The 12955-nt window shown below is 60.3% G+C and carries 14 protein-coding genes, 2 tRNA genes and 2 pseudogenes; 8 read left to right on the forward strand and 10 right to left on the reverse strand.

The features are described from left to right. The first annotated feature begins 131 nt into the window (after positions 1–131). Entirely contained in the window at positions 132–584 is a 453-nt protein-coding gene (locus BM222_RS12240; protein WP_092228509.1) for a hypothetical protein, read from the forward strand. Here the strand turns inward: BM222_RS12240 and BM222_RS12245 are convergent. After that, positions 546–962 (reverse strand): very short patch repair endonuclease, encoded by a 417-nt coding sequence (locus BM222_RS12245; protein ID WP_092228510.1) that lies wholly within the window; start codon positions 960–962, stop codon positions 546–548. The genes BM222_RS12240 and BM222_RS12245 overlap by 39 nt on opposite strands. Further along, positions 959–2131, reverse strand: coding sequence for a DNA cytosine methyltransferase (locus tag BM222_RS12250; protein ID WP_092228641.1), 1173 nt, complete (start codon positions 2129–2131; stop codon positions 959–961). The genes BM222_RS12245 and BM222_RS12250 overlap by 4 nt, the downstream gene beginning before the upstream one ends. A 208-nt stretch (positions 2132–2339) precedes the next feature. Between BM222_RS12250 and BM222_RS12255 the strand changes: the two genes are divergently transcribed. Then, complete coding sequence (locus BM222_RS12255) at positions 2340–3320, forward strand: NADPH:quinone oxidoreductase family protein (RefSeq protein ID WP_092228511.1); 981 nt, start codon at positions 2340–2342, stop codon at positions 3318–3320. A 95-nt stretch (positions 3321–3415) separates the two neighbouring features. Continuing rightward, positions 3416–4447 carry an LLM class flavin-dependent oxidoreductase gene (locus BM222_RS12260; protein ID WP_092228512.1) on the forward strand — a complete coding sequence of 344 codons (1032 nt, stop codon included), beginning with the start codon at positions 3416–3418 and terminating at the stop codon, positions 4445–4447. Positions 4448–4607: 160 nt separating this feature from the next. Here BM222_RS12260 and BM222_RS12265 read toward each other — a convergent pair whose 3' ends face one another. The 3 genes and pseudogenes from BM222_RS12265 to BM222_RS12275 form a co-directional block, all read right to left on the reverse strand. Then, positions 4608–5894 (reverse strand): NAD(P)/FAD-dependent oxidoreductase, encoded by a 1287-nt coding sequence (locus BM222_RS12265; protein ID WP_092228513.1) that lies wholly within the window; start codon positions 5892–5894, stop codon positions 4608–4610. 23 nt (positions 5895–5917) lie between these two features. Beyond that, positions 5918–6109 (reverse strand): annotated as a pseudogene (locus BM222_RS12270) (amino acid ABC transporter ATP-binding protein); the annotation flags it as partial. A 151-nt stretch (positions 6110–6260) separates the two neighbouring features. Continuing rightward, positions 6261–6346 (reverse strand) — tRNA-Tyr (locus tag BM222_RS12275). A gap of 207 nt (positions 6347–6553) precedes the next feature. Between BM222_RS12275 and rlmB the strand changes: the two genes are divergently transcribed. Next, entirely contained in the window at positions 6554–7384 is an 831-nt protein-coding gene (gene rlmB / locus BM222_RS12280; protein WP_177243169.1) for a 23S rRNA (guanosine(2251)-2'-O)-methyltransferase RlmB, read from the forward strand. Between the two features lie 61 nt (positions 7385–7445). On the opposite strand, the gene BM222_RS12285 is transcribed toward rlmB, so the two are convergent. Continuing rightward, positions 7446–7931, reverse strand: coding sequence for a hypothetical protein (locus BM222_RS12285; RefSeq protein ID WP_092228515.1), 486 nt, complete (start codon positions 7929–7931; stop codon positions 7446–7448). 43 nt (positions 7932–7974) lie between these two features. Continuing rightward, a complete protein-coding gene (locus tag BM222_RS12290) occupies positions 7975–8460 on the reverse strand; it encodes a hypothetical protein (protein WP_092228516.1) in 486 nt (161 codons plus the stop codon). 271 nt (positions 8461–8731) lie between these two features. Between BM222_RS12290 and BM222_RS12295 the strand changes: the two genes are divergently transcribed. Then, positions 8732–9190 carry a hypothetical protein gene (locus BM222_RS12295; protein WP_092228517.1) on the forward strand — a complete coding sequence of 153 codons (459 nt, stop codon included), beginning with the start codon at positions 8732–8734 and terminating at the stop codon, positions 9188–9190. A gap of 165 nt (positions 9191–9355) precedes the next feature. After that, positions 9356–9430, forward strand: a tRNA-Thr gene (locus BM222_RS12300). A gap of 565 nt (positions 9431–9995) precedes the next feature. On the opposite strand, the pseudogene BM222_RS43285 reads toward BM222_RS12300, so the two are convergent. Then, positions 9996–11063, reverse strand: a pseudogene (locus BM222_RS43285) (recombinase family protein); the annotation flags it as partial. Then, complete coding sequence (locus BM222_RS12315) at positions 11044–11235, reverse strand: hypothetical protein (RefSeq protein ID WP_092228518.1); 192 nt, start codon at positions 11233–11235, stop codon at positions 11044–11046. The pseudogene BM222_RS43285 and the gene BM222_RS12315, both read right to left, overlap by 20 nt. A 69-nt stretch (positions 11236–11304) precedes the next feature. Here BM222_RS12315 and BM222_RS12320 point away from each other — a divergent pair, with 69 nt between their 5' ends. Continuing rightward, entirely contained in the window at positions 11305–11580 is a 276-nt protein-coding gene (locus BM222_RS12320; RefSeq protein WP_092228519.1) for a helix-turn-helix domain-containing protein, read from the forward strand. 2 nt (positions 11581–11582) lie between these two features. Then, a complete protein-coding gene (locus BM222_RS12325) occupies positions 11583–12287 on the forward strand; it encodes an AbiU2 domain-containing protein (RefSeq protein ID WP_092228520.1) in 705 nt (234 codons plus the stop codon). Between the two features lie 170 nt (positions 12288–12457). Here the strand turns inward: BM222_RS12325 and BM222_RS12330 are convergent, their stop codons facing one another. After that, positions 12458–12730, reverse strand: a complete 273-nt coding sequence (locus BM222_RS12330) for a hypothetical protein (RefSeq protein ID WP_092228521.1) — start codon at positions 12728–12730, stop codon at positions 12458–12460. Positions 12731–12955: the final 225 nt, after the last annotated feature.

Genomic DNA, 12955 nt, shown 5'->3' on the forward strand with positions numbered 1-12955 from the left:
GGGTGGACCTGCCACTTCAGAGACCTTGGCCAACATCGCGGCAGAGTACGGCATCCACCTGACTCCAGAGGAGCGAGCCACCGTTCGAGAAGCTTCCGAGGCTTGCGCGCGCTCCAGTCGGCTCCGTGTTAATGGCCCTGGAAGCCAAGGCCTGCATGACGGCTCATCAACGAGCTCTTCCCCGTCTATACGACGAGCTGAACTCGTCCCATCTGACCGTGCACGGAGCAAGCGACGAGGCGATAGCGGTTGCCTTCACGATGGTGAACGTCGCGGAGACTTATCTCAGTCCGGATCTGAACAAGAAGAACAGATCATCTGATCCAGAATGGAGTCGACACAAGCAACCGCGAGATGCCCAGCTAGCTATCGACAAGATAAAACAATTGCCGCGTCGCTCAAGAGTGGGCGATGTCGGCTACGACGCGATCTCCATCGTCGTTATCGATATGGCAAACGACGGCAGTCCAGTTCTGCTCGTTGAGACCCCGCCCTCGCCGTCGAAGGGCGATATTTACAATTACGAAGGCATGATAGCCCGACTCTCAGGGATTTACGCGACCCGTTTCAAGGATCTTGGTTAGCTTGTCGCGGATGCGGTGCGCTTGACATTCCCAGATCACGACTACTCGATACCCTTCTCTTTGAAGGAGCCGCACACTCCGAGCATCTCTGCGCTTGTTATCGTGGAACTTGTTGAGCCAAAATCGACGATTGGACTTTGGCACGGTCGCCCTGTAGCAGCCAGCGTGATGATGCCAGAAGCAACCATGCACGAATACAGCCCATCGCTTAGACTGATTGGCAAAGTCCGGACTGCCAGGAAGCTTTCTAACGTTCCTACGATAGTGCAGCCCTAGATCACGCAGCATCAGCGCGACGGCAGCTTCGATCTTCGTGCCCTTCTGTCTAATCCGCGCCATCCGCGCAGACGTTTCTGCATCAGGGCGAATAATCTTCATTCCGCAGCGACAGCAAAACTCGCACTGCTCGAATTAGTATGAAGCTCCATTCGAGCAAGATGCTCACGAAGACGATCTTGAAAACCATCTGCAAATCGAAGCTTTGCCCTTTCGGTCCTCAAAAGAAATCCGCGTGTCGCTCGCACTGAAAGGGGTTTGCCGTCATATCGAAGGAATGTCGTCAAAGAGGAACGCCGTTCCCACTTTGGATAAACATTGATGTGAACAGCATGCCGTCGCTTGCCGTCAAAGCGTGCGGCCTTAGGCCATCGGCCATTCGCCGGCAATTCGCAATCTCGACCAAGCTCGTACTCGCCCGGACGGGCCAAGCGCGAACCCAGCCACTTAGCAACGGGTACCGTAACTGCGTTCCCCACGAGAGACCAACGAAGCGATGTCCGGGAAACTTCTTCAGCTGGACTGGTCCAGTTCTCCGGAAACCCTTGGAGTCGTTCAGCGTCTCGGATGTCTGGTGTGATCACATCACCCGAGGGGAGTAAGATGGCAGGAGGCGACGCGATCCCTACGGTAGAACCGTTCTTCAAAGTGGGAATAGAATCTGGCGCCCAACCAAGCCCGCGAACCCCTTCGGTCCAATAAAATCCGTGCGCATGAGCTTTGAGATCGGTCGATGCCAATGCTGGCTCTGCTTCGTCCGTAAGAACAACTGACGCGGGATCAACTTCGGTGTTGGTCGCCACGAAAAGCACCCGCTCTCGGCGTTGGGGCAAGAACGAGAGACTATTCACCACTCGATAAGCCCAACGATAGCCGAGCTCTTCAAACGCTTCGACAAGCGTGCGCATTCCGCTCCCTTTGTCGAGCTGCAGCATGAACGACACGTTTTCCAGAACAATCCAAGGCACTCGCCGTCGATCGAGTAACCGAAATATCTCACCGACGAGTCCCGAGCGGGCGCCGCCAATACCCGCGGTTCGACCCGCCTGGCTTAGGTCTTGGCACGGGAAACCACCCGCTAGCAGTTCAGTTTCTCGTGGAAGGGACTTGAGCTCCCGAACATCGCGCTTACACGGAACGTCCGGCATTCTGGCAGCAAGAACCGCGCGAGCCGGTTCCCAAATTTCACAAAGGAGGCTGGGCTCGTGTCCAGCCGCAGCCAGCCCTCGCTCAAGTCCGCCGATGCCAGCGAATAACCCCGCGACCTTCACTTCCAACCCCAACCGATTCGAAACTCAATGAGCGAGCCTAGCACGTTCTTATTTTGTTCTCAATCGTCATTCGTGTCAGCTCACAAGGAAAATGTCGGTCTAGCGCCATCGAAAAAGAGCGACTTCGTCTTACCCACAGCGCTTCCGCTAGACACAAGAGATCCGTCTCAAGACCTGTCAGAATATCAGGAACAACAGAGGTCCTGACATGAAAGCCGTCGTGGTCGCGCAATACGTCCCCATCGATCAGATCGAACTGAAGCAGGTACCATCTCCACGCATGGAGGCGGGACAGTTGCGCATTCGCGTGGAGGCGGCGGGCATCGGTTTTGTCGACGGCCTCAAGATCGAGGGACGCTACCAGACCAGGGATCCCCTGCCCTTCATTCCCGGGACGGAATTCGCGGGTGTTGTCCTGGAGGCGCCCGGCGCACCGGGCGGCTATCAACCCGGCATGCACGTGATGGGCATGACGCGGTCTGGCGCGCTCGCCGAAGAAATCGTGGTCAACCCCGATGCGCTCCATCCGCTGCCGGACGGCGTCACCGCCGAGGTCGCCGCATCGTTTCGCGCCAATTACCTGACCGCGCTCTATGCGCTGAGCGCGCGCGCCACGATCGTCGCGGGCGAGCAGTTGCTCGTGCTGGGAGCAGCGGGAGGCACCGGTACCGCGGCCGTGCAGATCGGCAGGTTGCTCGGCGCCCGCGTGATCGCCGCAGCATCGACTCCGGAGAAGCGCGAATTCGCGCAAGCGCATGGCGCCGACGCCGTCATCGACTACACCCAGGCCGGCTGGCGCGATACGCTGAAGGAATTGACCGGAGGACACGGCGCCGACGTGATCTTCGATCCCGTCGGTGGCGAGATCTCGGTGCAGGCCTTTCGCTCGATCGCCTGGCATGGGCGCCATCTGGTCGTCGGCTTCGCCGGCGGCGCGATTCCCGCGCTGCCGTTCAATCTGCCGCTTTTGAAGGGCGGCGCCCTGCTCGGCGTCGACCTCGCGCAGATTCCGACGCGCGAGCCTGAGGTGCAGAAGCGCCTGATGTCGCAGCTGATGGGCTGGCTCGCCGAGGGCAAGCTGAAGCCCGCGGTCGGTCGCGTCTTCGCGCTCGACGATTTCCGCGAGGCGTTCAGGACGATGCAGAGGCGCGGAGCGCTCGGCAAGATGGTCGTGCGCATCTCGAAATAGACGCACAAACGGAAACCGAGCATTTCCGGAATGCAGACTTGTGACGTCGCGGGCATCCATTAAGTCTGACCGATCCTCCCACAGAGACCTGATCGATGACCGCACCGCTCGAATTCGGACTGGATACCTTTGGCGACGTCACAGGGGACGCCTCCGGCAACATGCTTCCGCATGCGCAGGTGATCCGCAACGTGGTCGACGAGGCGGTGCTGGCCGACGAGCTCGGCCTCGACTTCATCGGCCTCGGCGAGCACCATCGTTCTGATTTTGCGATCTCCTCGCCCGAGACGGTGCTCGCCGCCATCGCGGCGCGCACCAAGCGCATCCATCTCGGCTCGGCCGTGACGGTGCTGAGCTCGGACGACCCCATTCGCGTGTTCCAGCGCTTTGCGACGCTGGATGCGCTCTCAGGCGGACGCGCCGAAGTGATCCTCGGCCGCGGCTCGTTCACGGAATCCTTTCCGCTGTTCGGCTTCGACCTGCGCAAATACGAAGAGCTGTTCGAGGAGAAGCTCGATCTGTTCACCGCGCTGCTGTCGCAGAAGCCGGTGACGTGGCAGGGCAAGCTGCGTCCGCCATTGAAGGAGCAACTGGTCTATCCACCGGTCGAGCACGGCCGGCTCAAAACCTGGATCGGCGTCGGCGGCAGTCCGAAATCGGTGGTGCGCGCCGCGCATTACGATCTCCCCTTGATGCTCGCGATCATCGGCGGCGATCCCGAGCGCTTTTCGCCTTACGTCGACCTCTACCGCCGCGCCTTCAGGGAGTTCGGCCGTCCGGCACAGCCGATCGGCGTGCACTCGCCGGGCTATGTCGCCGAGACCGACGAACAGGCGCGCGAAGAGCTATGGCCCGACTACAAGGCGATGCGCGACCGCATCGGCCGCGAGCGCGGCTGGCCGCCGATGGGCCGCGACGAGTTCGTCAGCGAAGCCGAGCACGGCTCGCTCTATGTCGGCTCACCCGAAACGGTCGCGCGAAAAATCGCCAAGACGGCGCAGGCGCTCGGCATCTCGCGCTTCCAGCTGAAATATTCAGCGGGGCAATTGCCGCATGAGAAGCTGATGACGAGCATCGGGCTTTATGGGCGGAAGGTGGTGCCGATGGTGCGGGAGATGATGGGGTAAGAAACTCGCGTTCGCCTTAGTCCTTCAGACTGCCAGCGTTCGAGGCGAAGGAGCAAGCCCGGCGCGGCGTAAACCCCGAGCTTTTTTAGACCGGATCACAGGACGGACCGCGCCTTCGGCTTCGTCCGCCAGGCCCAGATGACCTGAGATGAGGTGTACTTTACGACCCGAAAAAGCGAAAGCGTGACGCGCCAAACGGCGCGATATCGACGCCGGCAGTCCTGCCGGCAATGAGATCGGCGACAATCGAGCCCGTGATCGGGCCCGACGCCAGGCCGACATGTCCGTGTCCGAAGGCGTGGACAATATCCGCCGATGCCGACGCCATGCCAATGACGGGACGTCCGTCCGGCGTCGATGGCCGGTGCCCCATCCAGCGATCGACCGTCAGGCCGGCGCGCGGTCCGAGGGCAGGATACGTCCGCAAGGCATGTGCGATGAGAATCTCGACGCGCGCCCAGTCCGGCTCGGCGTCGGGGCGCGAGAGCTCGACCTGGCCCGAAAGACGCAAGCCCGCCGGTGTCGGCGTGTTGGCCATTCGTCCATCGCTCGGCATGATCGGAAGCTTCGGACCCGCGGCGGCCGATGCAATGACGCCGTGATAGCCCCGCTCGCTCGCCAGCAGCACGCGATCGCCCGCGGCCTCAGCAAGAGCCTTCGACCAGATGCCGGCGCAGATCACGGCGCGATCACATTCGATCGGGCCCTGATCGGTGACGACCGATGCGAGACAGCCACCGGTCACAACAAAGCCGGTCGCGCGCGCCTTGACCAGCCGTGCGCCGCGCTCTCGCGCAGCATCAACGATCGCCCCTACATAGGCGCCCGGATCGATACAATGGGCCCCTTCGTGTACGAAGGCGCCGAACTGATAGTTGGAGCTCAAATCCGGCTCCCGCTGGCGCAGCTCGTCGGCATCGAGCTCGAGCCAATCGAGCCCATTGTCTTTCCGAAGCCGCCAAGCAAGCGCTTCGCCGTCGAAGGCCTTGCGATCGGGATAGGCGTAGAGCAGACCCGTCTGGCGTATGTACTCCGGCCTCCCGATCTCCCGAGCGAGCACCGCGTGCCGCGCCGGACCGTCGCGCAAAATCGAGGCGAGTACGCGCGCGGTACGTTCGACCTTTGCAACGGTCCATCCGGCCGCGAGGAAACGGAGGAGCCACGGCGCCAGCGCTGGCAGTGCCGTCCAGCGCAGGACCAGAGGCCCGTTCCGATCGGTGAGATAACCCGGCAATTTGCGCCAGAGACCGGGCATGGACATCGGGATGATCGAGGCAGGGCTGATCCAGGCACCATTGCCATAGCTTGCCGCCTGGCGCCCGCCCGGCTCGTTCGGCTCGATGAGTGTAACTTCGTGCCCGTCCTTGATGAGCTCCCATGCGGCCGCAGCGCCGACGATACCTGCGCCAATGACAGCGATCCGCAATGGCGTCCTATCCCGCTTCATCCTTCAACCCGCTCGCAGACACGTCATCCGTTCGCCGCAACAGTCGGCAGGCCACTACTGTGGAAGTGACCCAGAAAGGCCCGTGTTGCCGGCTGCGTTGGCGTGTCGATCACCTGCCGAGTCGGCCCCTCCTCCACGACGAAGCCATCGCGCATGAATACGACGCTATCGGCCACCTCGCGCGCAAACGTCATCTCATGGGTCACGAGCACCATGCATCACGTGAGTGGACATAGGGGGAAAGTATAGGCGCCCTGGATCGGTCCCGAATAGAACCAGCGCGCGAGCGTGGCCAAGGCCAGAACCGGTCGTTTTGACCACCCCAGCGCACCTGACGGGAAGAAAATTTCGCAAGTATTTTCAAGATGGTGGGGGAGGCAGGACTCGAACCTGCGAAGCCATGAGGCGGCTGATTTACAGTCAGCTCCCTTTGCCACTCGGGACACTCCCCCGCTCGACGGCAGCACAATCGGGCCGGACCTTGCCGGCGGACCGAAAACGGCCATGGAACGTGAAGGCCGCGACAGCCCGGATGGGGGCGCGACCGGGCGCGGTTATGGGCGATCCGGTGGGGCAAAGTCAACCGAGGCGAACAGCTAAAATCACCATCGCAGCCACCCAAATTGCCATATTCGGGGACCCGTGACACAAGCGAGGGCATGAAGGATCGAAAATTCGTCCCCAAGGCCCCCCGCGGCGGCTCTAAGCCTTTCAACAGACCGGGAAAATCGGGCGGCCGGCCGGCGTGGCGCGAGCGCGATTCGCACTCCGACGGGCCCGTCATCCTCTATGGCTGGCACACCGTCACAATGGCGCTGGCCAACCCCGAGCGGCGGATCCGCAGGCTGACGCTGACCGAGAACGCCGCACGGCGGCTGGCGGACGAAAACATCGAAACCCGCATCGCACCCGAGATCGTCCGGCCCCAGGAGATCGATCGCCTGCTCTCCCCCGACGCGGTGCATCAGGGCCTGTTGGCCGAAGCCGATCCCCTTCCCTCGCCTGATATCGAGACGCTGAAGCAGGAAGGCATGGTGCTGGTGCTCGACCAGATCACCGATCCGCACAATGTCGGCGCCATCCTGCGCTCCGCCGCGGCGTTCGCGGTCAAGGCGATCGTCACCACTGCGCGCCATAGCCCGGAAGCGACCGGCGTGCTCGCCAAGGCCGCCTCCGGCGCGCTGGAGCTGGTGCCGATGGTATCCGTGCAAAACCTCGCGCGTGCGCTGACGGCATTGAACGAGCGCGGCTTCCAGACCGTCGGCCTCGATAGCGAAGGCAGCGAGGATCTCTCCGACGTCACCCTGCGCGAGCCGCTCGCGCTGGTGCTGGGCGCCGAAGGCAAAGGTCTGCGGCAGTTGACGCGCGAGACCTGCAGCGTCGTGGCGCGCCTCGACATGCCCGGCCAGATCAAGAGCCTCAACGTCTCCAACGCAGCCGTGCTCTCACTCTATGTCGGCGCTGTCAGGCTCGGGCTGATGAGGCGTTAAAAGACAAAACGCCGGCCCGCATCACGCAGACCGGCGCTTCATCGGCTCAAGCGATCACAGATCAGTAATAGCGGCGCAGCACGCGATGGCCGCCGTAATACGGCTGATAGCGATGGGCGTAGCCGTAGCGCGGGCCGTAGCCGTAATGCGGTCGCGGCAGATAGCCGTAACGGGGGCCGTAGCCGTAGCGATACGGACGGTAGTACGCGCGGTGATGATAAGCGGCAGCGCGATATCCATAGCCGTAGCCATAATTGGCGGGGGCGACGACCGCGTCTTCCTGGTAGGTCGGATACGGCGCGAAGGCGCCCGGACCGGTGTAGGTCGGGCCCTGGTTGACGTAGTAGTATTGCGTCGTCGGCTCGGCCAGGCGCTCATAGCCATAACCATAGCCGGTGCCGTAGCCATATCCGCCGCAGCCGGTGTTGCAGCCGGAGAACACCGGCGCAACCGGCTGGCACGGCGAGAAGCCGCAGGCCATGGCCGGCGCGCTGCCCACGAACATCACGGCAGCCGCCGCGACCAGTCCCGAAATCATCTGACGCATTACTCTCTCCTGTTGATTTTCGTCTTGTTGATTCTGACGTTTCTCAACCCGGTGGCTTGCCGGGTATTCCTGCATGAGGCCGCGGGCGAGCACGGCGCGGATGGTCGTTGATCTCTGGCGCGAGGATCACCGGCGGCGGGTTGACCGGCACATCCATTTGCGGCGGCAGCGGCGCGGACTGCACGCCCAAGCTCTCATGGTAGCTCTCGGCCGGCTTCGGCAATTTGCGGTTTGCGGGCGGCTCGATTTCGAGGCGGCCATAGCCGGGCTGCAAGCCCATGCTTGGATAGTAGTGACCGACATCCGAGGGCTGCCGCTCGGCCACGTAGCGCCCGCCATAGATCGTGGGCTGCACCTGGACGTTCTTGCCAAGGCCCCAGACACCTTCGACAACGGTGTAGGACGCATCGATATTGTTGATGATGATGGGCACGCCGGGACGGCCGGGCACCACGATATCGAAGCCGCCGCCGGCCAAAGCCGTTGCGGGCAGTCCGATCAGGAAGGCTGTAAGCGCGAACGCGCGCATGAAAATATCCCGGTTGTCCGGATTGCAAGCTATCGGATTGCAACATCGAGAGGGTTAAGGACAGCCGACCAAATTCTGGTAAGCCTAACGCGTAAGCGTCGTGCGCCGCTCAAATCCTGCGGCTCGTCCTAGCGAAGCGTTAACGGCGCGGCTGCCGCGAGCCGCCGGGTTCCACCCGCTCACATCGGTTTGACTGCAAATCAGGCCTGCTGTTCGGAACGTCCGCCGCTCCCCGACATTTAGCTCCCCGTCAATTCAAAGGGAGACAACAATGACGAAGATGAAGCTCCTCGGCGCAGTCGCGATCGCGGCCAGCATGGTGACAGGCGCCGCGATGGCGCAGACGGTCGCGGCGAGCCCCGGCGGCTGCGATCCCCGATTTCCCAACGCCAACTGCAGGAGTCTCGGTTCGGGTTACTCCGACCACGGCTATCGTCATCATCGGGTAAGCTACCGGCAAACCAATCGCGATTGGAATAACGACTGGAACAGGACCCACACCGGATTCTGGCCGGCGGACGTCGCGGGCGATGTGGCCGGCGCCGCAATCGGCACCGCGGGCGCGATCGCAACCGCTCCGTTCCGCGCCATGGATAACAGCTACGCCTACGACAATTCCTGGGACAATCGCGGTTGGGATCACCGCACCTTTGCCCAGCGCAACGGTTTCGTCTGCACGCCCGGGACCTGGTTCAAGGGCGAGGACGGCCGCCGGCACATCTGCCAGTAAGCCGATCCAGAAGCGAGCGACCCAAAACAGGCGGCCTCCGGGGCCGCCTGTTTCATGCCCGCTGGAAGCGTGCGGGTTCTGGCACTTTCCGATCAAGTCTGGTATTGCGACGCGCGGGCGGGCAGCCCGGCGCATGCCGGCCCCTGCCCGCTTCCTCAAGGCGTCGCCGGCTTAGCTCAGCGGTAGAGCAGCGGTTTTGTAAACCGAAGGTCGGGGGTTCAATCCCCTCAGCCGGCACCAGTAGTTTAGCCGACAACACGGACTTACCTACGCGGGCCGATCCTCCCCGTACAGATAAGGCCGCTTGCACGGCCTCAGGGCGCCCGCCGGGCGTGCCAATCAATGCTGCCAGTCGTCCACGGGTTTCCACCATATAGGGCTCCCCGGGCTTTCTGGGCAGCACCACGACGCTTTCAACTAACTCCCGAAAGCTGGCCGCGATCTGAGGGTCTATGCGATCCCCAGCACCGGCTATTTGCTCCAAATTCTGCCTGAAGCGAGCCACTGCAGTGGGATGCAGGTCTACCGAAACGATCTTCTCGTCTGCGGTAGCCAGCTCCCGCTCTAACCGGGCCTTCTCGGCGCGCTGAGGCTCCAGCCGAGAAGCAATTTCCTCCATTCCGAGGAGCCCCTTCTCGACGGCGGCAATCAAGTTGTCGATTGCCCTCTGACAGCCCGCAATTTGTGCCGTGATCTTCGCCTTATCGCGGCGTGCGCTCGCAGACAGCGCCCTCCTCTCGGCTAGATAGGCTTCGACAAACTTGCCCATTTGCTTGGGATTTTCGATCTGCGCCCGCAGCCGAGTCAAAACAAGCTGTTCAATCTTCTCGACGTAGTAGCGCGTGCCGTTCTTGCAGGAGCCGCTTTCTCGGTGGCGCGTACATTGAATACGCGGGCCGGATCGATCATGGCCCATAAGCGACATGCCAGAACCGCAAGCGCCACAGCGAAGCAATCCCGACAGAAGACGGGCGGACTTCGGCCGCTTGCGAGAGGCAGGCGTTCCCGCGTCAAGCCGTCGTGCCCGAACGACGTTGAACAGTTCGTCGTCGACAATGCGAAGATGTGGTGCTTCTGTATGAACCCAATCGGAAGGTGGGTTGTCGCGCCGGACCTGCTTTCCTGTTCTTGGGTTCTTGAAGTTCTTCCGCTTGTTCCAAACGACACGCCCGGCGTATCGCTCGTTCAGCAAAATTCCCTGCCCGCGCGCAACGTTGCCGTTAATAGTCGAAGCGTTCCATGCCCCGCCGCGCGGCGAAGGAACACCGTCACGATTGAGACTATCGGCAATTTTTCGAGGCGACACGCCATCTGCGTACGCTTCGAAAATCCGCTTCACCACTTTTGACGTCTCTGGATCGACATCAAGGATTCCCGGCTCGCCCCTGCGGACCTTATAGCCATAAATGTCACCGCCCGGATTCCGACCTTCGTTGAGAACATCCTTCTGACCGCGACGAACTTTGTTGGCGAGATTGTTGAGGAACATTGTGTTCATCACACCCTTGACGCCAACGTGCATTTCATTGATCTGCCCGTCCGTACAGGTGTAAATCTCAACGCCCTTGAATGTCATGTCCTCGTAAAGTGCTGCTGTATCGCGCTGACTTCTTGAAAGTCTGTCCAAATCTTCTGACAGGACGATATCGAAGCGCCCAGCATCGGCCGCTTCAACCATCTTCATGAAGTTAGGGCGCCCCAACACAGAAGAGCCAGACTTAGCTCGGTCCTCAAACCGTTCGACAACTTGCCAGCCGTTTCTAGCAGCATAGGACTCACAAAGGTCAACTTGCTGTTCAATCGACCTATCGTTTTGAAGGTCCGACGAATAGCGCGAATAGATCGCGACGCGCTTAGTGGATCGTGTTGTCATTGGCAGCGCTCATTGCTTCAAAGTGATCGATGCGGGCCTGATTGCGGGCGAGAGATACGACGAACTGATCCAACGCGGCTTCTGAGTCAGCGTCTAAGGCGGCATTCCCGGCAAACAGAATAGCCGGAGAAACGTTGTTGTTGGCCGGCTCCGGCAATTGATTTGGCTGCATAATTCCCCCAATAATAGGTCCAGTATTTATCCGACAAACGGTCGGATTTCAATGTCTATATGAGAAATAATGACTGGGCGTGATTTCTCCCTGTTGGCAGCGCAGATTAGAGCCGCGCGCGGTTTGCTTGGTTGGTCTCAGGACTACCTAGCCAAAGGCTGTAAGATGCATCGCAGTACGCTGGCCGATCTTGAAGGCGGCAAGCGTGAGCCGCACGAAGCCACGCTGTCCGTTCTGATGAATGAGCTAGCAGCGGCGGGAATTCAATTCACAGAAACAGGCGTGCAGTTTCGGAAGTGGCCGCCGAAGACTTATGTGCCGAGTGGAGTGAAGAGTAAAAAGTGAAGATGTCGACCGAATTAGTTAGCGCCAAAAACATCTTGATGCTGATGCCTGAGTTCACCGAGAAATTCGGAACGGACAAGGACATAGCTTTGGCCAGAGAACTACTCACGATAAGTCGAGAGACCAGAGTACTACTAGGACAGCTCTTTCTATGCAGAGCCATGACACGATCAAAAGAGTTTGCGGACGCTTGCGATAAGAGCGCAGCACGGGCGGGCTCTGGTATCGTCGTATCAACTTTGATTAGGACCATGGTCGTTTCAACCGCCGCTCTGTTCGACCGAGACCATCGCGCAATCGACATTCGGCGGTTTCTCAAGTCATCTCTCAGAAGCGACAGGTTAGAGTTTATTCGCCGTCTCCATTCTTATCATGGCACAAGTGAGCTGGCGGAAGCATCAATCCAACGTTTAGTCAAATACAACCGGGGCCTTCGTCGAGGCAAAGTCAGCGAGGCTATCGATGCATTATCTAAAACGCGCAACGCAAACGTCGCGCACTTCGATCTGAACCCGGATATCTCAGGCCGAAACGCGATTATTCACGACCTCGACCACGTCATTTCCGCCACAGCGATTGTAGTCGGCGAGGCGAACGTGCTTGTGCTGAACCGTAAAGTAGACGGGCCAAAACTGAGAACGATGCTCCGCGAGGACGCAAACGGATTCGTGGCTACTCTTCGAAATGGATTTGAGGCCACGAACTGAGGTGCCCTCTTTCGCAAGGTTTCTCAAATCGCGTGAAGCAGGCTCAACGCAAGCTGCTGTTTGAAGCTGTCCGCGAAATCAATCTCCCCATCTTCATACAAGATGGAGCGCGCCGCTTCTCTGTCTTGAATTGTCTCAATTGGCGCCGATAATATTGCTGTCTCAGCGTGTCAACGGATGCAGTTAAACTGAAATTCGTATTTGTCGCTGAAGGGCCAATGTTCCTTCCAGACCTTGCCACTCGGGGAAAGCTGCGCAATACGGCCCGCCTTTGCACAATGGGCTTGAGCTTGGTCAGCCGCGAGTTGGTCACAAGACTCGCCGCTTTTGCACGAAGTGCTAAGCGTGATCGACGCAGGCGTACTGAGCATCACCGCAACCTCGGCGGCAGAGGCCGGACCACAAATGCACGCAACAAAGGGCACAAGAAAAAACGTCTTCATCGCGACTCCCCCGAAAACACTTCCCCTCTCTTATGGCCAACTCAACCAGTGCTTGTCAAACCAAGCCAACAATCACATATCCTGATTTTCCGAACTTTCGCTTGCTCCGTCGGGCAAAACAGTGGTTCATAGGGTGCTGGCTCTGATTATGGGAGGGAACCAGCACATGGCAGACGATGGCTGTTCCGAACTGTCAAAAATCGCGAAGCTCAATGGGGATTTCCG

Origin of the sequence: Bradyrhizobium sp. Gha (assembly GCF_900113735.1) — a bacterium.
Taxonomy (GTDB): domain Bacteria; phylum Pseudomonadota; class Alphaproteobacteria; order Rhizobiales; family Xanthobacteraceae; genus Bradyrhizobium.